The organism is Geobacillus sp. CCR (assembly GCF_052906625.1).
Window position 1 is genome coordinate 58,816 of sequence record NZ_JBREBQ010000002.1, and the last position, 21,473, is coordinate 80,288.

General features: G+C 52.6%; 23 protein-coding genes. 9 read left to right on the top strand and 14 right to left on the bottom strand.

All coding sequences use genetic code 11. The features are described 5' to 3' along the window. Window positions 1-51: 51 nt before the first annotated feature. Window positions 52-402: a sigma factor-like helix-turn-helix DNA-binding protein gene (locus ACVBDQ_RS01535; protein ID WP_012820534.1), complete on the top strand. Its 351-nt coding sequence runs from the start codon at window positions 52-54 to the stop codon at window positions 400-402. Next, a complete protein-coding gene (locus ACVBDQ_RS01540; RefSeq protein ID WP_014196352.1) occupies window positions 399-848 on the top strand; it encodes an endolytic transglycosylase MltG in 450 nt (149 codons plus the stop codon). Before ACVBDQ_RS01535 ends, ACVBDQ_RS01540 begins: the two co-directional genes overlap by 4 nt. A 144-nt stretch (window positions 849-992) precedes the next feature. Here ACVBDQ_RS01540 and pstB read toward each other — a convergent pair whose 3' ends face one another. The 4 genes from pstB to sodA all read right to left on the bottom strand — a co-directional run bounded on the left by pstB (window position 993) and on the right by sodA (window position 6,367). Beyond that, complete coding sequence (gene pstB / locus ACVBDQ_RS01545) at window positions 993-1,802, bottom strand: phosphate ABC transporter ATP-binding protein PstB (RefSeq protein ID WP_119878022.1); 810 nt, start codon at window positions 1,800-1,802, stop codon at window positions 993-995. A 329-nt stretch (window positions 1,803-2,131) separates the two neighbouring features. Continuing rightward, a complete protein-coding gene (locus ACVBDQ_RS01550; protein ID WP_074043510.1) occupies window positions 2,132-4,246 on the bottom strand; it encodes a peptidoglycan D,D-transpeptidase FtsI family protein in 2,115 nt (704 codons plus the stop codon). A gap of 71 nt (window positions 4,247-4,317) precedes the next feature. Beyond that, window positions 4,318-5,610, bottom strand: a complete 1,293-nt coding sequence (locus tag ACVBDQ_RS01555) for an MFS transporter (protein WP_074043511.1) — start codon at window positions 5,608-5,610, stop codon at window positions 4,318-4,320. Between the two features lie 142 nt (window positions 5,611-5,752). Continuing rightward, window positions 5,753-6,367, bottom strand: coding sequence for a superoxide dismutase SodA (gene sodA, locus ACVBDQ_RS01560; RefSeq protein WP_044730821.1), 615 nt, complete (start codon window positions 6,365-6,367; stop codon window positions 5,753-5,755). A 202-nt stretch (window positions 6,368-6,569) separates the two neighbouring features. Here sodA and ACVBDQ_RS01565 point away from each other — a divergent pair, with 202 nt between their 5' ends. Together ACVBDQ_RS01565 and ACVBDQ_RS01570 are read left to right on the top strand one after the other, a co-directional pair. Beyond that, on the top strand, window positions 6,570-8,249 hold the full coding sequence (locus ACVBDQ_RS01565) for a methyl-accepting chemotaxis protein (RefSeq protein WP_318549024.1): 1,680 nt from the start codon (window positions 6,570-6,572) through the stop codon (window positions 8,247-8,249). Between the two features lie 95 nt (window positions 8,250-8,344). Then, on the top strand, window positions 8,345-9,118 hold the full coding sequence (locus ACVBDQ_RS01570) for a DUF1189 domain-containing protein (RefSeq protein WP_074043513.1): 774 nt from the start codon (window positions 8,345-8,347) through the stop codon (window positions 9,116-9,118). A gap of 38 nt (window positions 9,119-9,156) precedes the next feature. On the opposite strand, the gene pstA is transcribed toward ACVBDQ_RS01570, so the two are convergent. Genes pstA through ACVBDQ_RS01585 form a run of 3 tightly spaced genes read right to left on the bottom strand, consistent with a single transcriptional unit; the run spans window position 9,157 to window position 11,925 of the window. Then, window positions 9,157-10,080 carry a phosphate ABC transporter permease PstA gene (pstA, locus tag ACVBDQ_RS01575; RefSeq protein ID WP_074043514.1) on the bottom strand — a complete coding sequence of 308 codons (924 nt, stop codon included), beginning with the start codon at window positions 10,078-10,080 and terminating at the stop codon, window positions 9,157-9,159. Window position 10,081: 1 nt separating this feature from the next. Beyond that, on the bottom strand, window positions 10,082-10,978 hold the full coding sequence (pstC, locus tag ACVBDQ_RS01580; protein WP_371878453.1) for a phosphate ABC transporter permease subunit PstC: 897 nt from the start codon (window positions 10,976-10,978) through the stop codon (window positions 10,082-10,084). Between the two features lie 56 nt (window positions 10,979-11,034). Next, window positions 11,035-11,925: a phosphate ABC transporter substrate-binding protein PstS family protein gene (locus ACVBDQ_RS01585; protein ID WP_074043515.1), complete on the bottom strand. Its 891-nt coding sequence runs from the start codon at window positions 11,923-11,925 to the stop codon at window positions 11,035-11,037. Window positions 11,926-12,223: 298 nt separating this feature from the next. On the opposite strand from ACVBDQ_RS01585, the gene ACVBDQ_RS01590 reads away from it, so the two are divergent. Together ACVBDQ_RS01590 and ispG are read left to right on the top strand one after the other, a co-directional pair. Then, window positions 12,224-12,538, top strand: coding sequence for a LysM peptidoglycan-binding domain-containing protein (locus ACVBDQ_RS01590; protein WP_042381076.1), 315 nt, complete (start codon window positions 12,224-12,226; stop codon window positions 12,536-12,538). 82 nt (window positions 12,539-12,620) lie between these two features. Then, a complete protein-coding gene (gene ispG, locus ACVBDQ_RS01595; RefSeq protein ID WP_023634660.1) occupies window positions 12,621-13,745 on the top strand; it encodes a flavodoxin-dependent (E)-4-hydroxy-3-methylbut-2-enyl-diphosphate synthase in 1,125 nt (374 codons plus the stop codon). Window positions 13,746-13,806: 61 nt separating this feature from the next. On the opposite strand, the gene ACVBDQ_RS01600 is transcribed toward ispG, so the two are convergent. Further along, window positions 13,807-14,154 (bottom strand): hypothetical protein, encoded by a 348-nt coding sequence (locus ACVBDQ_RS01600; protein WP_011231947.1) that lies wholly within the window; start codon window positions 14,152-14,154, stop codon window positions 13,807-13,809. A gap of 97 nt (window positions 14,155-14,251) precedes the next feature. Between ACVBDQ_RS01600 and ACVBDQ_RS01605 the strand changes: the two genes are divergently transcribed. Further along, the gene (locus ACVBDQ_RS01605) at window positions 14,252-14,818 is read left to right on the top strand and encodes a nucleotidase (RefSeq protein WP_042381078.1); all 567 of its coding nucleotides are present in this window, start codon (window positions 14,252-14,254) and stop codon (window positions 14,816-14,818) included. Window positions 14,819-14,834: 16 nt separating this feature from the next. Here ACVBDQ_RS01605 and ACVBDQ_RS01610 read toward each other — a convergent pair whose 3' ends face one another. From ACVBDQ_RS01610 to ACVBDQ_RS01625, 4 genes are all read right to left on the bottom strand, one after another. Then, on the bottom strand, window positions 14,835-15,260 hold the full coding sequence (locus ACVBDQ_RS01610; RefSeq protein WP_042381080.1) for a Fur family transcriptional regulator: 426 nt from the start codon (window positions 15,258-15,260) through the stop codon (window positions 14,835-14,837). After that, the gene (locus tag ACVBDQ_RS01615; RefSeq protein ID WP_074043516.1) at window positions 15,257-16,090 is read right to left on the bottom strand and encodes a metal ABC transporter permease; all 834 of its coding nucleotides are present in this window, start codon (window positions 16,088-16,090) and stop codon (window positions 15,257-15,259) included. The genes ACVBDQ_RS01610 and ACVBDQ_RS01615 overlap by 4 nt, the downstream gene beginning before the upstream one ends. A 37-nt stretch (window positions 16,091-16,127) precedes the next feature. Beyond that, window positions 16,128-16,883, bottom strand: coding sequence for a metal ABC transporter ATP-binding protein (locus tag ACVBDQ_RS01620; protein WP_074043517.1), 756 nt, complete (start codon window positions 16,881-16,883; stop codon window positions 16,128-16,130). A gap of 82 nt (window positions 16,884-16,965) precedes the next feature. Beyond that, window positions 16,966-17,847, bottom strand: a complete 882-nt coding sequence (locus tag ACVBDQ_RS01625) for a YitT family protein (protein WP_079936347.1) — start codon at window positions 17,845-17,847, stop codon at window positions 16,966-16,968. A gap of 95 nt (window positions 17,848-17,942) precedes the next feature. On the opposite strand from ACVBDQ_RS01625, the gene ACVBDQ_RS01630 reads away from it, so the two are divergent. After that, window positions 17,943-18,203 carry a DUF2624 domain-containing protein gene (locus ACVBDQ_RS01630; RefSeq protein ID WP_011231953.1) on the top strand — a complete coding sequence of 87 codons (261 nt, stop codon included), beginning with the start codon at window positions 17,943-17,945 and terminating at the stop codon, window positions 18,201-18,203. A gap of 20 nt (window positions 18,204-18,223) precedes the next feature. On the opposite strand, the gene ACVBDQ_RS01635 is transcribed toward ACVBDQ_RS01630, so the two are convergent. Together ACVBDQ_RS01635 and ACVBDQ_RS01640 are read right to left on the bottom strand one after the other, a co-directional pair. Further along, window positions 18,224-19,123 (bottom strand): deoxyribonuclease IV, encoded by a 900-nt coding sequence (locus tag ACVBDQ_RS01635; protein ID WP_074043519.1) that lies wholly within the window; start codon window positions 19,121-19,123, stop codon window positions 18,224-18,226. Between the two features lie 41 nt (window positions 19,124-19,164). Further along, window positions 19,165-20,475 carry a DEAD/DEAH box helicase gene (locus ACVBDQ_RS01640; RefSeq protein WP_446663011.1) on the bottom strand — a complete coding sequence of 437 codons (1,311 nt, stop codon included), beginning with the start codon at window positions 20,473-20,475 and terminating at the stop codon, window positions 19,165-19,167. A gap of 397 nt (window positions 20,476-20,872) precedes the next feature. Here ACVBDQ_RS01640 and vrrA point away from each other — a divergent pair, with 397 nt between their 5' ends. After that, on the top strand, window positions 20,873-21,403 hold the full coding sequence (gene vrrA / locus ACVBDQ_RS01645; protein WP_011231956.1) for a VrrA/YqfQ family protein: 531 nt from the start codon (window positions 20,873-20,875) through the stop codon (window positions 21,401-21,403). The last annotated feature ends 70 nt before the right edge of the window (window positions 21,404-21,473 follow it).

The window sequence follows — 21,473 nt, forward strand, 5'->3', positions numbered from 1 at the left end:
AGCGCCACAAGCAGAGAATGGTATGGTATAGTGAAAAGGGGAGGGATGCATGTGGTGGAATACGCAATCATCGCTTTGGCAGCTCTAGCCATTATTCTCCTTGTTCTTTCCTTTTTTGCGAAAGATGAACTGAAACCGCTCGAAGAACAAATCGATCATTTGACCGTTTCCCTGGCGCAAGAAACGTACCAGATCAAAAAGCGGCTGCAAGTCATCGAGGAGGAGCTCCTCATTCCGGAGCGGCAACGGTCCGCTTCGCCGCGGCTTGGCGGATCATTGTCGCCGGCCGATCGGCGCATCTTGTTTTTGCATAAACAAGGATTCCCGCTCGAAGACATCGCCCGTGAGACGGGGCTGACCGTTGCGGAAGTCGAGCGGGCGGTAAGGAGGTTGCGCCGATGAACAAGCGATCCATGCGTTCGTTTTCCCTCGGGTTGCTTGTATCGACAGCACTGATCGGCGCCTCGTATTACGCTTCACCCCCGGCTGCACCGACGGAAGCGGAAATCAAGACGTTCCTCAAACAGCATGGGCTTGTCGCCGTGGCGAAAGAGGAATACGACAGGCTCCGCAGCGCTCAGCCGAACGCCGCTCCGAAAGCGGCGTCCAAGCAGATGTCCGAACCATCAGGGCAAACCGTTTACGTCTATCGACTCGTTATTCAAAAAGGAGATACGCCAGAGACCTTTGCCCGCGAACTTGAAGAGGCTGGCATCGTTCAAAGCGCCCGCGCCTTCAACGACTACTTGGAACAACATGGGCTGACGCGCTCCATCCGCCCCGGCGTCTACAACGTGCGGAGCGATATGGACTACGCAGCCATCGGCCGTTTGATTGCCGAACCATAACGAAAGAAGGTGTCCCTCCCAAAGGACCGGGACACCTTTTCTTAAGGCTGTGTCTGCGCATCAAACAGCGTTTTTTGAAAGAAACACATCTTTTTTGAAACGAACTTTTTGTCCGTCATGCCTGACGCCCTCCGGCCGCTTTTATCATCCGAACCGCCCGGCGATATAATCCGCCGTCCGCTGATCAGCTGGACGAGAAAACAACGTTTTTGTCTCTCCGTACTCAATCACTTCTCCGTTTAAGAAAAACGCTGTCCGATCGGAAATGCGAGCCGCCTGCTGCATATTATGCGTGACAATGATGATGCTGTATTTTGTTTTCAGCTCGCCCATCAACTCCTCGACCTTCGCTGTCGAAATGGGATCGAGCGCTGATGTCGGTTCATCCATTAAAATGACATCCGGCTCGACGGCCAAACAGCGGGCGATGCACAGCCGCTGCTGTTGGCCGCCCGATAAACCGAGGGCATTTTCATGAAGCCGATCTTTGACTTCCTCCCAGAGCGCCGCTTGGCGCAAGCTTTTTTCGACGATCTCATCGAGCCGCCGCCGGTCGCGGATCCCATGAATGCGCGGCCCATAGGCGACGTTGTCATAAATCGACTTTGGAAACGGGTTGGGCTTTTGAAACACCATGCCCACTTGCGTCCGCAGCTGTTCAACAGGGTATGACGTGTCAAAAATGCGGCGGCCGCGATACAAAATCTCCCCTTCGAGCCGGACGTTTGGAATGAGCTCGATCATTCGATTGAGCGTTTTGATATAGGTTGACTTGCCGCATCCTGACGGGCCGATAATCGCTGTAATCTCGCGTTCATAAAAAGACAGGTGAATATGTTTTAACGCATGATGCTCGCCATACCATACGTTCAGTCCATTCGTTTCGTAAACAACCTCTTTTTTCACCAACTGGGCCGAAGGAATGTCCTCTTTTCGGCGCTCCACCACCGCCATCGTCCTCATCGGCGTGACTCCTTTCATTTCCTTCCGCCCTCACTGGCAGCGGAAGATCGAGTTTTTCCTATCATAAGCATACAAAACGATCGTTAACGCTGTGTGGACGGTATGTAAAGTTTTTGTAAACGAACATCATTTTTTGGCTCTTCACCACAACATGTACTTGACAAGCAATACGGTTTCCTGCACAAAGATATGCAAAAAGTGCTGATTTTCCCTCACAAGCGTAAATAGGGTATGTTCAGAAAAAATCAAGTACAACTTTTAGTGAAGAGCCATTTTTTTGCAAGCGCAAAAAAGAGGCGCCCGTTCAGGCGCCTTTCATGTCAGCGCGCATCGGCGGCCTCCGCGCCGCCTTGCGCATCAAAGCTGCTCCCGCCTCCGGCCGCCCGCTTCGCTTTCAATTCAAAATAGGCGTCCAAAATGCGGCGGCCGATCCGGTCATTGATTCCGTCGCTCTCCCCTTGCGTCGCCCACGGGACGACAACGGCGAACGACACTTCTGGATCGTTGTACGGCGCATAGCCAACGAGCGTCAAGTTGTACGTTGGATCATTCCGTCGGCTTTGGATCGGCCCATCGTAAAACGCCTCTGCCGTCCCCGTTTTGCCGGCCGGCTTGTACGAAGCACTCGCAAAGTACGAATACGCCGTTCCGCCCGGCTCTTGCATCACACGGCGGAATCCTTCTTGCACCCGCTTGATGTATTCCGTCTTCATATCGATCCGGTTTAGCACGACCGGCTCGAACCGTTTCATGATCCGGCCAGGCTTTTTTCCGTCAGCCGACGGCTCACGAATTTCTTTGACAAGCTGCGGCTTCATCCGATAGCCGCCGTTGGCGATCGTCGAGACGTATTGCGCCAGCTGCATCGGCGTATACATATCGTATTGGCCGATGGCTAAGTCAAGCAAAAACCCGCCGCGCGTGCTCTGGCCTTGGAAGCCGCCGAGTTCGTTCGGCAAATCGATGCCCGTTTTCACGCCAAGGCCGAATTGGCTGAAATAGTGGCGAATCGTCGTAAACGCCTCTGGATTGATGCGAAGCGGCGCGTGCGGACGATACACACCGCCCCCGATGGCGATCGCCGTTTTGAACATATAGACGTTCGACGACTGCTTGAGCGCCGTCAGCTCGTTGATCGTCCCCATCGTCTTCCATGATTTTTTCACCGGGGTTCCTTTAATATACAGCGGCTCGTCCTTAATATACGTATTCGGATGAAGCACCCCTGTTTGAAAGCCGGTGAGAACAGTCGCCCCTTTCACCGCCGATCCCATCGCATAGGCGGACGTGATGTTGCCGATGGCAAAGTCGACAAATTTGCCGTCTTGAAGAAGCTTGCCGGCCATCGCCAACACTTCGCCCGTCTTCGGGTTCATCATGACGACAAACGCCCGGTCCAAGAGCGGCGACCGGCCTTTGCGCTTCGTCGCCAAAATCTCTTGTTGAATGATTTGCTCAACCTTTTGCTGGAGCTCGGCATCAATGGTCAACACGAGGTCTTTGCCGCGCTCGCCTGGGTACACTTGCTCAACCGAGATGACGTTGCCCGATTTGTCGACAACGTTTTTCACTTTTGCCTTTTTGCCGTGCAGCACTTCTTCATACTGCATCTCCAAATAGCTTTTGCCGACGCGGTCATTGCGGCTGTAGTCGCGGGCTAAAAAGTAATCGAGCCGTTCGCGCGGGACGCCTTCGTCTTCTTCAGTCACACTGCCGAGCACAGAGCGGAATGTGTTGTCATAGACGTATTTCCGGTCCCAATCCACCGTCGTATTGACGCCGGGCAGCTCGCTCAAATGCTCGCTGACGACCGCATATTCGCGGTCGGTCACTCCTTTGCTTTTGACCGTCTGTGGCGTCAAGGCGTAGCCGCTTTCCATCTCATGTTTAATGGCGATCACTTCAAGCTCCGCTTTCGAAATTTGCGCCAAATCTTGCTTCGTGATGCGATCGAGCGTCCACTCGTACACTTTTTTGTCGATCTCTTTTTGCGTCAATCCTTGATCAGCGAGCTTTTTCCGTTCTTGTTCGCTCACCTTCTGTTTCGCTTCTTTCGGATGCGTTAAAATCCAATAATCTTTCATATCGCGCTCAGTCACTTTTTTCTCAGCATCGGGAATGTCGATGTATTGAGCAAGTTTCCTTGCTATGTCCAATATTTCTTCCGGCTGTGTCGTTTTTGAGCGCGTGTACATAATCGCCTTTTGTGGTGTGTTGTCGACGATCACGCGGCCGAACCGATCGTAAATTTTGCCGCGCGGCACCGGCGTGCTGACGATTTCATCCTGCGTCCGCTCCACTTCGCGCCGATAATCTTCACCATAGACGATCTGTACGACGCCAAGGCGCAAAATCAGCGCTGAAAACAGCAAAAAAACAAAGAAAAACAAAATGTTTAACCGAATCGGCACTTGCGCCCGCTTTTTCCGTTTCATCCCCCGGTCCTCCTTCCCTCCCCCTATTGTAAAAGAAAAAGGCGGGCATGGCTAGGGAAAAACTTGGCCCCTCACACCGGCGAACGGCCTCGTTCGCCGGCCAGTTTCGGCCGAAGCAAAAGCCGCTCGCGCTGATCGCGCTCCGAACGGCCATCGGTAAAGCGAATGCGGCGGACAAACCAATAAATCACCAAATGCCCGGCTCCGCACACAAACATAAGCACCCGAATGCCAGCCTCTTCGCCAAAGAGCGCCACAGCCGTCAAAAAGGCTAAAATCGACACCACCCGTCCGGCGTTTAAAAACAATTCGCGGACAACGATGTATTCGACGCGCGCCTCGGCCGATTTCCAGCTCTTCCCGATGACGTCAAACGTCAAGGAGGAATACGGAACAAGCAGCAATGGATACGCAATGGCGATCGTGATGGCATAAAGAATGAGGCGCGGATAGGTCGGATGAAAAACGATCAAAAAAATCGCCCCATATAGCAGCGCTCCCCCAAATAGAATGGCTTTCATCCGATATTCACGCTTGATCAGCCGGGAGACGGCATAATAGGCGACAAACGATGTAAACGAGTTGACAAGCCCGAATTTGCCGAGCGCCCATTCACTTCCAGAAGTGACATACACAAGCACGGAAATGATAAACACAAACGTGCCTTCGCGCAATCCTTGAAAAAAGTGGGCATTCGTAATGAGCCGCCAGTTCCGGTTTTCATTCCTCTCCTTTAAAATGCGGACGAACAAATATTTCCCCGCGGCCTCGCGGCGCTTCAAGAAAAAGCTGAGCAGCACAGCAACAAGAAACAAGCCGAGCGACAGCGAGAAAACGAACGTATACCCTTTCGCTCCATGAAGCGACGAGATGATATAACCGGCGGCAATCGGCCCGATCATGCCGGCGGATGAGGTCAACACCCCGAAAAAACCGTTAAAAAAGTCGCGCGTCTCCGGTTCGGTAATTTCAAATGTCAACACGTTAAACGCCAGCCAATAAAAACCATAGCCGACGCCGAGCAGCGCGCCGAGAAAAAGCAAATATTGATGGGCGCGAGAGCCGACCAATAAAACGGTGACAAAAAAAACGGCTAAACACGACACGCCAAGCCGCAAAATGAGAATACGGTCAATTTGTTTTGCCAGCCGGCCGGCGAAAATAAACGTCAGCGGCTGCATCGTGACAATCGCCAAATTGTATAGCGCCAAGTCGCGGAAATCGCCGGTCTGTTTCCATAAATAAATGTTGACAAACGTGTTCGACAGGGAAACACCGAGCGCGTAAAACCCACCGATGCAAAGCAAAAGCAACAAATCGCGGTTCACTTGTTCTTGGCCGGTTAGTTTTTGGAAAAATGCCATTGCAAACTCCCCTTTTCATCTATCCGGTAGTGTGGCCATTTCCGCTATGGCTATGCACCCGGCACGAAGAAAACCGCTTCCTTTGCCTGCACCCTCCATCGCTAAAAAAAGCGGGGCGTTTTGTTTCGCCCCGCTTTTTTGATTACTTCGCTTTCGCTTCGCTGTACCGTTTCGCCACTTCGTCCCAGTTGACAATGTTCCAGAATGCGGCAATGTATTCCGGACGGCGGTTTTGGTATTTCAAGTAGTACGCATGCTCCCAAACGTCCAAGCCGAGAATCGGCGTTTTGCCTTCCATGATCGGCGAGTCTTGGTTCGGCGTGCTCGTAATTTCCAGCTCGCCGTTGTTCACGACAAGCCATGCCCAGCCAGAACCGAAACGGCCGGCCGCTGCTTTCGAAAACTCGTCTTTAAACGCGGCGAAGCTGCCGAATTTTTTGTTGATCGCCTCAGCCAGCTCACCCGTCGGCTCACCGCCGCCGTTTGGCGACAAAATCGTCCAGAAAAGCGAGTGGTTCGCATGACCGCCGCCGTTGTTGCGCACCGCCGTACGAATGCTTTCCGGAAGGGCTTCCAAATTGCTGAGCAATTCTTCGAGCGATTTGTTTTGCAAATCCGGATGCCCTTCAAGCGCCGCATTCAAATTCGTGACGTATGTGTTATGGTGCTTCGTGTGGTGAATGTTCATCGTTTCTTTGTCAATGTGCGGCTCAAGCGCATCGTACGGATACGGCAATGCTGGCAATTCAAATGGCATACCGATCTCCTCCTTTTTGGTTTATGTACACGAACGCCAAAGCGTCCGTTTGAGATTAGCTTACCAAAGTTGGCACATTGTTTCAATCGATTTGTTTGTCCTCCCTTTTTGTTTACATATTTTCAACACACCGTTGACCGTTTCTTCATAATGACAAGCTATAGTATAAGGTAGCTTCCAGTTAAGGGGGAACTCAGCGAAAATGGAAACGAAACGATCAGGTTCTTTATGGAACGCCTTTCGACTTGAGACAATTGTCATGATGGCCATGGTGCTCACAACGACGTTGTCGGCCCTTGTCATCACCTCAATCGGCTATATTCAAGGGCGCCATTCAGCTATTCAGTCGATCCAACAACAATTGCAACTATCAAGCGAAACCATGGTTGAAAAAATTTCCATTTTAAAGGCTACAACGACCAATGAAGCATTTTCTCAAAAACTGAACTACTCATTGACCTTAAATGAACGGAAATTCCACGCCTTACACCTTCATCCGGTGCAATTGATTTTAACGAAAACGGGAAAGACGGTGGCGAAACGGCCATCCTCGCCCAACCAAACACTGCCCGAACAGGTCGTGCGCGATATATTGAAAAAGAAGCAAGGGGTTTTGCATACAGACCAATGGCTGGCCGCATTTTCCAGTTCCAGCGATTTGCAGGGAGCGGTCTACATCATCGCCATTCCGGAAAAGGATTATCTGTGGCCGCTTTTGAAACAGCAAGCAACAAACCTGGCATGGTCTGTTGCCGCCATCTTGACCGTATGCCTGGCCGGATGGAGGATCATCCGCCGCGCCACCCGCCCCATTGCTTGGCTCCAGCAAGCCATGGAACGGCTTGGATCTGGCGATTGGCGGTCGCGCATCGAATTGCATGCAGCGACAAAAGATATTCTCGCCCTCGCCGATGGGTTCCATCAGATGTCCAGCAATTTGGCCGTTCTTATCGAACATATGCGCTTCAGCTCCGAGCAAATCGCAGCGGCTACCAACATTTTAAACCAAACATCCTCTGAGACAACAGCGGCTTCTGAACAAATCGCAGCGGCGGTGGCAGACACGGCGTACGGGGCAGAGCAACAAGCGCGCAAATCGGCTGACATCGCCTCTTTTTTTCAACAACTGGCAGATGAAATGGAACAAATGTCCTTTCGAATGGAGGAAGCCCGTCGTTCCACAGAACAAGCCCATTCCCAAGCGGAAAGCGGCAACCGGCTTGTTCAACGGGCAAGCAGCGACATGGCTTACCTGCAACAATCCATTGCGAAAACGATGTACACAATCGATGCATTGAAAGACCATTCGCGCCATATTGCCAGCATTCTGTCACTAATCGGAAACATCGCTGAACAAACGAACTTGCTCGCCCTAAACGCTGCCATTGAAGCAGCCAAAGCAGGGGAGCATGGCCGGGGGTTCTCAGTTGTTGCGAAAGAAATCCGGGCGCTGTCGGCGCAAACAGGACAAGCGTTGGCACAAATTCAATCCATTGTCCAAGATGTGCAAAGCCAAATCGAGGCCGCGGTTCAATCGATGAAAGCAAGCGCAAAACAACTCGATGAAACGAAAAAAACGTTCACGGAAAGCCAACAAGCCTTTGAAGAAATCACCACAATGGTGTCGCATTCATCCGCACATACGCTGCAAATTTCAGAACAATTCGCCGCCATTGAGCGGCAAATCAGCGAAATGCGTGAACATATCGCAGGGATTGCCACCGTTGCCCAACAGATTGCTTCGTCGATGGAGCAAATTTCGAATTTTACCGACGGCCAGCACAATGCCATGGCTGCCATTCGTTCCGAAGCCGATGCACTAAATGAACGGGTGTTGCAATGGCGCGCCTTGCTTGAAACCTTTCATTTGCCTTCTGACTAAAGCGGGAAGATGCCCGCTTTTTTCTTCGTCCCAAGTTGAATTCTTCCTCTTTCCCGGCTACAATGGAAAAGGAGACAAAGAAAGGTGTGTCTGCGATGAACGTATTCGTCCAGCTGTGGAAAAGCTTATATTCTCCGAAAGACATCGCCCGCTTTCGATTTCAGGGAATTGGGAAAACGATCGGTTATTTGTTTTTGCTGACTTTGCTGTCCATTCTTCCGACGTTTTACTATGTCTCCTCGTCTCTCACTGAAGGCATCCGCACAACGAGCGCCTTATTGAATAACGAGTTGCCGCCGTTTTCGATTGAAAACGGCGAACTTCACTCGGAGGCGGCCACGCCGATTCATATTGATCAAGGCGGATTTACGATCATTTTTGACAGCACCGGCAAAGTGACGAGTGAGAAAGTCGAGCAGTTTCCGAACGCCATCGCGCTCTTGAAGCATGAAGCCGTGCTCGTCGCCGGCCATCAGGCGCAGCATTACAGCTATGCCACGTTTCCGGATGTGACCATTACCGACGAAGACGTTCGCGCGTTCATCGCCGGTCTTCAGTCGCTTCTCCCTGTCCTCATCCCGCTTTTTGGGCTCGTTTTATACGTGCTCGCCTGCGCCGGGAAATTCATCAGCGTGTGCATCTTTGCCTTTTTCGGCCTGATTCTTGCCGGCGTGCTCGACAAAACGTTGCGCTACCGCCATACATGGGTGATGTCGGCTTACGCCATTACGCTGTCGACCGTCTTTTTCACCGTGATGGAAACGGTGCAAGCGGTCGTGCCCTACGGCGCGTTGATCCATTGGTTCGTTTCGCTTGTCGTCCTCTTTTTGGCAGTCAAGGAAGTGCCATCAGCCAAACGGGAAATATAAAAAAGCTGCCTGTTGATGCAGGACAGCTTTTTTTGTGCTTACGCTGCTTTGCTTCTTTCTCCTCGTCCTCGACGCGCGCGCCGCCCCCCGGAGAAATACCGCGCAAGCAAGGAAGAAGCGAGCCGTGCAGCCAAATTGAATAAAAGAACGGCCACCATCAACACAGCCGCCGATTTAGCCGCGATCAGCTTCGCGTCTGGGACAATGCCTTCGGAATTCAATTTCCAAATATGCACGGTCAGCGTTTCGGCCGGCCGGAACACGTTCAGCGGGTTGGCCTGGCTGCCCCAATCCGCATCCCAACGAAGCATCGGAGTCGTCAGCCCAGCGGTATAAATGAAAACAGCCGCTTCGCCGAAAATGCGCCCGGCCGATAAAATGACGCCGGTGACAATTTGCGGGATGGCGGCCGGAAGCACCGCTTTGACCAACGTCTGCCAGCGCGTCGCTCCAAGGGCAAGACTTCCCTCTTTAATGTTGGACGGAACATCCAAAATCGCCGTTTCGCAAATGCGCGTCAATCCAGGCAAATTGATGATCGTGACGGCTAACGCTCCGCCGAGCAGCGTATAGCCCCAACCCGTCAAGGTGACAAACGCCAACAATCCGAACAACCCGACGACAATCGACGGCAATGATGCCATCGTTTCCAAGCAAAGGCGAATGAACCCGACGATCCGCCCCTGTTTGGCGTATTCGGCCAAATAAATTCCAGCTCCCAACGAAAGCGGGACCGACAAAAGCAATGTCACAACCAACATATAAAACGAATTGATCAACTGCGGACCAATGCCACCGCCCGCTTGCGTATTGCTCGGCCGTCCGAACAGAAACTCAGGTTGCCAAAACCCCGCTCCTTTCGACAACACAACGGCAAAAAAGAAAATGAGCAACCCGATGACCGCAGCAGCCACCGCATAGAAAATGCCTGTCCATACTTTATCGATCATCCGCGCTGTCATCTTATCGCTCCTTTCTCGGACCGACCAAACGGATCACGGCAATGAAGAAAAACGAGATCAAGAGCAACATGAGCGCCAATGTCCATAACGCGTTGTTCCATGGTGTTCCGTTGATCGTATTCGCCATATCCATCGTCAATACACTTGTTAACGTCGCCGTCGGGCTGTCAAGGCCTGAAGGCAGCTTAATCGTATTGCCGATCACCATCTGCACGGCAAGCGCCTCGCCGAACGCCCGCGCCAAGCCGAGAACGACGCCAGTGGCAATCCCGGCTTTCGCCGCCGGAACGATGACGCGGGAAATCGCCTGCCAACGCGTAGAGCCAAGCCCGTATGATGCTTCCATATACGCCATTGGGACATTGGCCAAGGCGTCGGCCGCAATGCTGGTGATGGTCGGCAAAATCATCATACTAAGGACGATGATCCCCGCAAGCAGACTAAAGCCGGAGCCTCCGAACCATTCGCGCAAGAGCGGAACGAGAATCGTCACCCCAAGCCAGCCATACACCACCGACGGAATGCCGACAAGCAGCTCCAGCACCGGCTTGAGCAACGAAACGAACCATTTGGGAGCGATAAAGTTCATGAAAATCGCCAACGCCAAAGCGATCGGCGCACTGATCAACAAAGCGCCAAGCGAGACGAGCATCGAGCCAACAATAAAAATGAGCGCCCCATACTTCGGCGGCGTGCCATTTGGATCCCATTGCGCCGAAAGCAACATGTCAGAAAGCGAAAGACCGCTGTCCGTAAAGGACTGAATTCCCTTTACCGCTAAGAAGATGATCATCGTCACCGTAATCAGAACGATCAGCCAGCCGCAGATGACCGCAAACGTGCGGCCGATGTATTCTTCAAGCCAGCGATTCCGCCGTTTCGTATGCATTTGTTGCATGGCTTCATCCCTCCATTGTCAAAGGCCGGCCTAACGAGCCGGCCTTCCGCCCTTCTCTACTCCAATTCCGTCATCGGGATATACCCCATCTTTTTAACGGTCGGCGCAAATTCTTCGCTCTTGACAAAGTCGATAAACGCTCGCACCTCTTCCTTCGCTTCCCCTTTGGTAATCATGTATTCATACGACCAAAACGGGTATTTTTCCGTGCGGATGTTCTCCACCGTCGGTTCAGCGCCGTCAATTTTTACTGTTTTTAAGTTTTTCTTTTCCCCGATTAAATACGACATCGCTACATAGCTAACAGCGCCCGGCGTCGAACTGATCGCTTGCTCGACCGCCCCGTTTGAATCCTGAACCGTGCCGATCGAATCGTTGATTTTCACGTCTTTCATGATCGTTTTCTCAAATGTCGCCCGCGTGCCCGATGACGCCGGACGGTTGATCACGTGAATGGCTTCATCCGGTCCGCCGACTTCTTTCCAGTTTTTGATCTTTCCGCTGAAAATATCTTGAATTTGCTTCGTTGTTAAATTATCGACCTTCACATCGTCGTTGACCACAATCGCAAAGGCGATGCCGGCCACTTTATGGTCAACGAGCTCTGACGCTTTCGATTTGTCGTCCAGTTTCTCCGCCGCCGGCACATCAGAGTTGCCGATTTGCACGGCGCCAGCTGCCACTTGGTTGACGCCCGTGCCGCTGCCGCCGCCTTGAACGGTGATCGACACGTCCGGATATTTTTCCATAAACGCGTTTGCCGCTTCTTCTGCCAGCGGCTGAAGCGCTGTAGATCCCGCTAGGGAGATAGTGCCGGAGTAAGTTTCTTCTTTCTTCGTCGTTCCTTCATTGCCGCCCGCGCTGTTATTTTCAGTCTGCCCGCAGCCGGCCAAAACGCCGGTCATCAACAAGGCGGCCAATCCCAATTTAACTCGTTTGCTCCACATCAAGTAATCCCCCTTTTGTTTTCGTACTTTCAACGTACAAGACCATTGTAGCGAGACATTGTTAGGCCCTTATAAAGCGGTTGTTAAGTTTCTGTAAAGACCAAAAACAGGAATATTTTCAAAGCCGTCGAGCCTTGAAGGCAAAGAAGAACTGTGATGCCGTTTTTCAAAATTGGAGACATTCTTTTGTTGAGGGGTTTTCCCCATGAAATCAACGACCTTACTAAGAAAGGCATATTTTCTCTGGACAAGCATACATATGAATGAACGATAGATGTACACAAGCGGAGGAAGCGCCATGAAAAAATTCATTCTTCTCCTATTTCTCATTCTTTCCAGTTATATCGTTTACCGCGATCTTGCCATCGGAACGCTCCACCCTTCGTCTGAAACAGCAGCAGCCATTGTCCAGTCGAAACAAGCGCCCATGCCGTACCGGACCGTGACAGTTCGCCCCGGCGATACGTTGTTGTCCATCGTCGAGAAAGAACTCGACGGTCCATTGCCCGTTCCGCTTGAGCAGCTGATCCGTGATTTTGAACGGTTAAATCCAGGCGAACATGCGCAAACATTAAAAATCGGGAAAACTTATAAAGTGCCGATCTATCGCTAACCGACGAATCGCTTGTCAAACGGCGGATGGCACTGTTACAATAATGCAGAAAGCGACTTGAATGTTAAAGGAGCGAATTCCCGTGGGTGAAATCATCCATCGTTCAAAGACGCGGCCGGTCCGCGTCGGTCCGCTGACAATCGGCGGCAGCAACGAAGTCATCATTCAAAGCATGACGACGACAAAAACGCACGATGTCGAAGCGACGGTGGCGCAAATCCACCGCCTCGAGGAAGCGGGGTGCCAAATCGTCCGCGTCGCCTGCCCGGACGAGCGGGCGGCTGAGGCCATACCGGAAATAAAAAAGCGAATCAACATCCCGCTTGTCGCCGACATCCACTTTGACTATAAATTGGCGCTGAAAGCGATCGAAGGCGGCGTCGATAAAATCCGCATCAATCCAGGCAACATCGGGCGCCGCGAAAAAGTCGAAGCGGTCGTGAAAGCGGCGAAAGAGCGCGGCGTACCGATTCGCATCGGCGTCAACGCCGGATCGCTTGAAAAACGCATTTTGGAAAAATATGGCTATCCAACGGCCGACGGCATGGTTGAGAGCGCCTTATATCATATCCGCATTTTAGAAGAACTTGATTTTCACGATATTATCGTTTCGTTAAAGGCGTCCGACGTACGCCTCGCCATTGAAGCGTACGAAAAAGCGGCGCGCACGTTCGACTATCCGCTCCATGTCGGCATCACCGAAGCGGGAACGCTTTTTTCCGGCACGATCAAAAGCGCGGTTGGACTCGGCGCCATTTTAAGCAAAGGCATCGGCAATACGATCCGCGTTTCGTTAAGCGCCGACCCGGTTGAAGAGGTAAAAGTGGCGCGCGAAATTTTAAAAACGTTCGGACTCGCTTCCAATGCGGCGACGCTCATTTCCTGCCCGACGTGCGGGCGGATTGAGATCGATTTGATTCGCATCGCCAACGAAATCGAAGACTATATCGCCAAAATTCAAGCGCCGATCAAAGTCGCCGTGCTCGGCTGCGCCGTCAATGGACCAGGGGAAGCACGGGAAGCCGACATCGGCATTGCCGGCGCCCGCGGCGAAGGCTTGTTGTTCCGCCACGGCAAAATCGTCCGAAAAGTACCGGAAGAGCAAATGGTGGAAGAGCTGAAAAAAGAAATCGACAAGCTGGCGGAAGAATATTTTGCAAAGCAAAAGGAAAACAAAGCCGCTCTGAAAGGCAACGCCGCCCAATGAGCGGAATTTTCCTGCACAACCAAAAAGGGCGTCCCCGCTTGGGGACACCCTCTCGCTTTTTTTACGTATAAAACGGCATAATAAACAGGCGGACGAGAATGGCGATGACGCCGATGCCGATGGCCCACGCACCGAGCGTTTCTGCGCCGCGCCGGCGCGCGATAAACCCGACAATAATGCCGGCCGCCCCTAACAAAATCGGCCAGATAAACAAGGCGATGATGGACAGGGCCAAAGCGAGCCAGCCGAGCCCGGCGCCGTCCGCACGTTCTTCGTCCCGTTCGTCGCCGCGGCGAATCGGTTCAGCGACTTCCGCCGCTGTTTCTTCCATAAAATTGCGTTCTGGTTCCTCTTTTCCGATCGATTGCACGTAACTTCCGTTATACGTGCGCTCGCGGTCGTCTGCCATATGCTTCCCTCGCTTTCCTAAAGTAAGAAGCATTATTAGTATGGGAAACCGGCGTTATTTTATCAGTGTGAATATTTTCTAACAGGAGGGTGAAACGGTGAAAAAACGGCTTGGCATCGACATTGACGGCACGGTGACATGCCCGAGCACATTCATTCCGTATTTGAACGAAGCGTTCGGCAAAGAGCTCGCATTAAGCGATATTACGCAATACAATTTGGCGCCGTTATACGGCGTGACGGAGGAAGAAATGGACCGCTGGCTTGAGGAAAACGAAGCGGATATTTATGAGCGCGCTCCGCTTGCCCGCTATGCGCTTGAGGTGATCGACAGCTGGAAAGACCGGTATGAGTTGTATTACATCAGCGCCCGTGGCCGCCATTTGTACGATCTCACCGAGCACTGGTTTCGGCGGCACGGCGTCCATTACCACCATATTGATCTGATCGGGTCGCACGACAAAATCGCCGCCGTCCGCCAATATAAGCTGTCCGCCTTCTTTGAAGACAAGTACGACAATGCCTGTGAAATCGCCGAAGCATGTGGCATTCCGGTCATTTTGTTTGACACCCCATACAACCGAGGCCCGCTCCCCGAAAACGTCATCCGCGTCAACAACTGGCTCGAAGCAAAGCGAGAAATCGAACAGCGCCTCCGGCCATAAAATAACATCTCCCTGCTTATACAGGGAGATGTTGTTGGCATTGCGGACATGTGCCGTAAATTTCAAACTTATGGTCAGCGATCTCATAACCATCGAGCTTCTCGGCGAGCACATCCATTGGACATGCGTCAATTTCTTTTGTTTTTCCACACTGGATGCAAATGAAATGATGGTGATGGCGGCGGGCGCCGCAGGCAAAACGGAAATGTTTTTCCCCGGACAGCTCGGTCATCTCCAAAATGCCAAGCAGCGTAAAGAGCGACAAATTGCGGTACACTGTATCAACGCTCAAGCCCGGATAAGCGGGACGGAGCGCTTCAAGCACGTCTTTGGCCGTCAAGTATTTGTCGCTTTCGGCAAATAACTCCAACATTTGTCTCCGTTTTTCCGTATATTTAAATCCTTTCTCTTTCATCAACTGCAACGCTTCACCAATATTCATCGCTGCCGCCCCCTTTTCCATCCCAATACGAAAAGTAAAATGGCAACCGCTACGATGACGATCGTCCCGCCCGGCGCCCAATCGAGCTCATACGCCGCCCAGAGCCCGGCGATGACGGCCAGCTCCCCGAACAAAATCGAAAGCCCGATCGCCTGTTTAAAACTTTTGGCGATGCGGATGCTCGCCGCCACCGGCAACGTCATGAGCGACGAGATGAGAAGCACGCCGACGATGCGCATGGATGCGGCGATGACAAGCGCGACGAGCACAATAAACAAAAAGTGGATAAATTTGGTACGGACACCGGAGACACGGGCGTATTCCTCATCGAATGAAAGGAGAAACAGCTCTTTGTAAAACGTCAAAATCACCATCGCGGCAGCTGCGGCGACAGCAAACGCTGTCCAAACGTCAGCGCGGCTGACGGCGCTGACGCTGCCGAATAAATAGGAAAACAAATCGGTCGTAAACCCGTTGGCCATCGAAATGAAAATGACGCTCAAGCCGATGCCAGCCGACAAAATGATCGGAATGGCGAGCTCCTCATAATGGCGGTAAACGGCGCGCAGCTTCTCGACGAAAAGCGACCCGGCGACGGAAAAGCCCATGCCGATGTAAAGCGGATTCCAGCTGGCGGCCGCCGGGGCCGATGAACCGAGCAAGAGCCCGGCGGCAATGCCGGCGAGCGTCACATGGCTCAATGCATCGGCGATGAGCGACAGCCGCCGAACGACAATAAAGACACCGAGCAATGGCGCCGCAAAACCGGTCAAAACGCCGGCAACAAACGCATTGCGCAAAAATTCGTATTGCCAAATGGCTTCCCACACGTGTCATTCCTCCACCGTCATCGTTTCGTTCCGCCCGTTAATGCTCGTGAGAGAGAACGTGGAGCGGATGACCATAAAACTGCGAAATCGCCTCGTTGCCAAGATGTTCGAACTCTTCCGCCTTTCCATGGAAATAGAGACGCTTGTTTAAGCAGGCGATATCGGTCACCCGGTCCGTGATCGTCCCGATGTCATGCGTCACTAAGATGAGCGTTAAGCCGCGGCGGTTCAAATCGCCAAGCAGCTCGTAAAACTCGTGCACATGGCGGGCGTCCACGCCGACCGTCGGCTCGTCTAAAATGAGCAAATCCGGCTTGCTCGCCAACGCGCGGGCGATAAACACCCGCTGTTGCTGGCCGCCGGACAGCTCCGCGATATTGCGCTTTGCCAGGCCGCTTAGCCCAACGGCCGCGAGCGCTGCTTCGACCGTCCGGCGGTCTTCGTGTGTCAGCGGCCGAAACAAGCCGCGTTTGGCCACCAATCCGCTCGCCGCCACTTCCTCAACCGTCGCCGGAAAGCTGCGGTTGAAGCTGTTCGCTTTTTGCGACACGAAACCGATCCGATGCCATTCGCGAAATGATTCGATCGGCTCGCCGAACAAGAAAATGCGGCCGCTGTTCGGTTTTAACAAACCAAGCACACATTTAAGCAGCGTCGATTTTCCCGAGCCGTTCGGGCCGACCAATCCTAAAAACGCCCCTCTCGGCACCGTTAAACTGACATGCTCAAGCACGTTCTCTTTTTCATAGCGGAACGACACATCCTCGATTTGCACAACAAGCCCATTTTCCATGGCTGTTCTCCCTTGATAATTCAGAATCATTCCGATTTGCTTCACTATGCAAGTATACCCCACCATCCGCGTTTTGTAAACCTCAATGAATCGCTGATTTAAAGCGGGCGCCGCGCACTTCATGCGTCGGCATAATGGTGATGAACGCATCCGGGTCGATTTCATTGACGATCGATTTTAGTTTTGTCACTTCCAAGCGCGTGACGACTGCATAAATGATTTCCTTTTGCTCGTCCGTATATCCGCCTTTGCCGAGCAATTTTGTCGTCCCGCGGCCGAGCCGGTGCAAAATGGCGTCGGAAATTTCCTCATAATGATCGGTCACAATAAAGGCCGCCCGCGTCTCGTCAAGCCCTTCAATGACCGCATCGATCGTTTTTGAGGCGATGTAGTACGTCATCACCGAATACATTGCCGGCTCGAGGCCAAACACAAACGCCGCCCAGCCAAAAATAAAAACGTTGACAAACATGACAAACTCGCCGACCGAAAACGGGATTCTTTTCGTCATCAAAATCCCCAAAATTTCCGTCCCATCGAGCGATCCGCCATGACGGATGACCAATCCGACGCCAAGCCCGAGCGACAACCCGCCAAAAACGGTGGCTAAAATCGGCTCGGTTGTCAGCGGGGAAAAATGGTGAAACAGCCGTTCGGTGACGCCGAGGATGACGACGCCTAAAATCGTTGACAGCATGAACGTTTTCCCGATTTGCTTGTAGCCGAAATACATGAACGGGGCGTTTAAGAGGATGACGAGCGTGGCGAAATTGAGCAGCCGCCATTCGTCCGGAGTCAAGTAGTCAAGAATCAGCGATATGCCAATGATGCCGCCGTCGATCATTTTGTTCGGAACGAGCAGCCGCTCGATGGCAAACGCCGCCAAAGAGGCGCCGATGGCGATCATCAACACTCGATACATCACATGGCCTAGCGGTTCTTTTTTATGCTGTTTTGGCGCCAAACTACCACCCTTTCCCTTTTTGTTTTTTCTATTATACCATACACGCCTTTTCCATTCACGTCATATGATGGAACAGAAGCAAGGAGGCGGCTGCGATGAACATTTACCAACAGCTTGTCAAGCAAAAATTAAAAACGATCACCCCGGAAGAACTCGTTGCGTACAGCCGAGAGTACGGCTTGCCCATCACGACAAGCCAAGCGAAACAAATTCTTCATCTCGCCCGGACGAACGACATTAACGTCTTTGACCCCGAGGAGCGGAAAAAATGGGTGCGAGAGTTAGCGAAAATCACTTCGCCGGACATCGCTCGAAAGGCGAACGAGCTATTTTTGAAATTCGTGCAAAAAAAATAAAAGGGCGCATAGCCCTTTTTTCATTCCGCCCCAGCGGTGATTTTTTCAAGCAACTGATCATCGAACGACTGCGCCCGCAGCATGGCGATTTCGTATTTGTACGGTGGTTTTTTGTTGTTTTTGTCTTCGCCCACGTATGGGGTTTCTAAAATTTTCGGAATATCCTCAAGCTGCGGGTGATGGACGATATAGTTGAGCGCAGCAAACCCGATATGGCCGAAACCGATGTTTTCATGGCGGTCTTTCCGGCTGCCGCGCGGGTTTTTGCTGTCGTTGATGTGCAGTACTTTCAGCCGCCCGAGGCCGATGATCCGGTCAAACTCCTCAAGGACGCCGTCAAAATCGTTGACGATGTCATAGCCGGCGTCATGCGTATGGCACGTATCAAAGCAAACGGACAGCTTGTCATTATAGGCGACGCCGTCGATAATGTACGCGAGCTCCTCAAACGTTCGCCCGCATTCCGACCCTTTGCCGGCCATCGTTTCTAGGGCGATTTCAACCGTCTGCTCGCGCGTCAACACTTCATTCAGTCCGCGAATAATTTGCCGAAGTCCGGCTTCCACCCCCGCGCCGACATGAGCGCCTGGGTGCAGCACGAGCTGTTTTGCTCCAATCGCTTCCGTCCGCTCGATTTCCGCGTGCAAAAAGTCGACGCCTAGCGAAAACGTATCGAGATTGGTCGTATTGCCGATATTGATGATATACGGGGCGTGGACGACAATCTCTTCGATGCCGTGCGCTTGCATATGCTTGCGCCCGGCTTCGATGTTGAGCTCTTCAATCGACTTGCGCCTTGTGTTTTGCGGCGCCCCGGTGTAAATCATAAACGTGTTCGCTCCGTAGGAGGCCGCTTCTTCACTGGCGGCCAGCAGCATTTTCTTTCCGCTCATTGAAACGTGTGAACCGATTTTTAACATGTTCTTCTCTCCCTTTTCTTTGCGTTGAAGGCGGACGGCTATTATGATTTTTTGAAGCGGCCAAGCCGCTTTTTCTTCTTCTCCAGCTCCGCGCGCAGCTTTTTTTTGTAGCCCGGCTTCACCGGTTTCGCTTTTTTCAGTTTGGCGAAAAGCAGCGCCAGTTCGTCGTCTTTTTCGCCTGCCCGCTTGCTCCGCCGGTTCCACGGCGGCAGCTCCTTCCATTCGCCGCGTACGAGATCACGGTGGACAAACGAAATGCCCATTTTTTCCAACCTGGCAATCGCATCTTGGTCAGACGGCTCGTAAATCGTCGCCGCAATGCCGCTATAGCCGGCGCGCGCCGTCCGTCCGGCGCGGTGAATATAAAACTGCAGATCATCAGGCAGCTCGTAGTTGATGACATGACTGACGCCTTCAATATCGATGCCGCGCGCCGCCAAATCGGTCGCGACGACATATTGAAACTCCAAATCGCGGATAAGATTCATCATCTTTCTCCGCTCGCGCGGCGTCAAATCGCCGTGCAACACGCCGACTTTCACCCCTTGTTCAGCGAGACGGTCGGCGACCTCATCAGCCATTTTCCTTGTGTTGACAAATACGATGGCCAAATACGGGTTGTAGCTGATGAGCACATCATGAAGAAGTTTTGTTTTCTCTCGTCCGCGCAGCGGGATGAGCACATGTTCGATGTTTTCGTTCGCCGTCTGTTTCGGGTCGACGTGGACAAAGGTCGGGTTTTCCATATATTTTTTCAAAAACGGCTTCAGCTTTTCTGGAATCGTCGCTGAAAAGACGAGCATTTGCAAGTCTTTCGGCATCCGGGCAGCGATTTGGTCGACATCAGTGATAAAGCCCATATCGAGCATCAAGTCGGCTTCATCGACGACAAGGATGTGGGCCGTATGCACATCAAGCGCCTGCTCGCGAATGAAATCGTTGATGCGCCCCGGCGTGCCGATGACAATATGCGGCTGCACGTTGAGCTTTTCGAGCGCTTTTTGCTTATCCGTCCCGCCGATCAAGCAACGGGCGACGATCATCCGATCTTTCGGGCAAAACTTCGTAATTTTCAGCGTTTCGTGATAAATTTGCGTCGCTAACTCGCGCGTCGGCGCCGTGATGACGGCTTGCACTTCGGCGCGTTCCGGCTTGATTTTTTCAATGATCGGCAATAAGTACGCATGTGTTTTTCCCGTTCCGGTTTGCGATTGGCCGACCATGCTTTCGCCGCGCAGCGCCCCCGGAATGATGCGCTCTTGAATTTCCGTCGGTTTATAAAAACGAAGCGTCTTGATCGCTTCGATGATAAACGGCTGAAATGAAAAACGAGTGAACTGCGTTTCTGTCATCAAGCACCACTCCCTTCTATGAAATAAATGCAACTGGAAGGTTTCCCATCTCGTTGGCCCAAAAGCGTGCCGTCTATTTTTCCGACTGTCGGCGGCAAGCTTTGACGCGACGGAAGACGGAACAACCAACCGTTTCACAAATCCATGCATCGGTCTGGAAGCGGTATGGTTCGATCACCCGACAGTCGATCAAATACTGGCTGGCTCCATAAAAAAGCGTAAACGTGAACATTTTAAATGGCATATGGGCACCGCTTCGTCCGCTTCATCATTATAGCGAATCGCTGCCCCCTGCCGCAACTAAAGACGATCCTGCAACAAACCTTTCCCGCCTTGCCCGCATATTGTAGAAAGGAGGACATTCGTTCATCCGCACGACCGAAAGGAGGAAGCTGCTATGAGATACAGTCGGCCCCCAATGATGCCTTCTCCGTTTGCCGGAAGGCCGCCATCCCCGTTCGCCCGCATGCCGGCGCCGCCTTTTGGCCCCAGCGGCCCCGGCGGCTTCTTGGCCCGCTTGTTTTCGCGCGGGCAGCCGCCGGCTGCTGCATCGTCTCCGTGGGGGCTGCCGTTGCTGTCCAACGCCGCTAACACCGCCGCATCCAACACGGGCGGCGGCTTGGTTGGCATGTTAAACAACGTGCAAAAAATGCTTGGCATCGCACAAAACGTCATGCCGATGGTGCAACAGTATGGACCGCTCATCCGCAATCTTCCGGCGATGATCCGCATTTTCCGCGAGTTGAAACCGGCCGATGAAGGGGAAGGCGAAACAACGTCGGAAAGCGCACCGGCCAACGAAACGAAACAAAAGCCGGCCGCCAAGGCGCCAAAAAAACGCTCCGTTCCGCAGGCAAAGCGCGAAGAGCCGCAAGAAAAAGAAGCACCGGCCGCCCCGAAGCCTTCCAAGCCGAAACTGTATATCTAGTTTCTTTCCCCGCCCTAGCGCACCCGCTGTTTAGGGCGGTTATTCTTTGTCTTCTCCCCGGTGCTCCGAT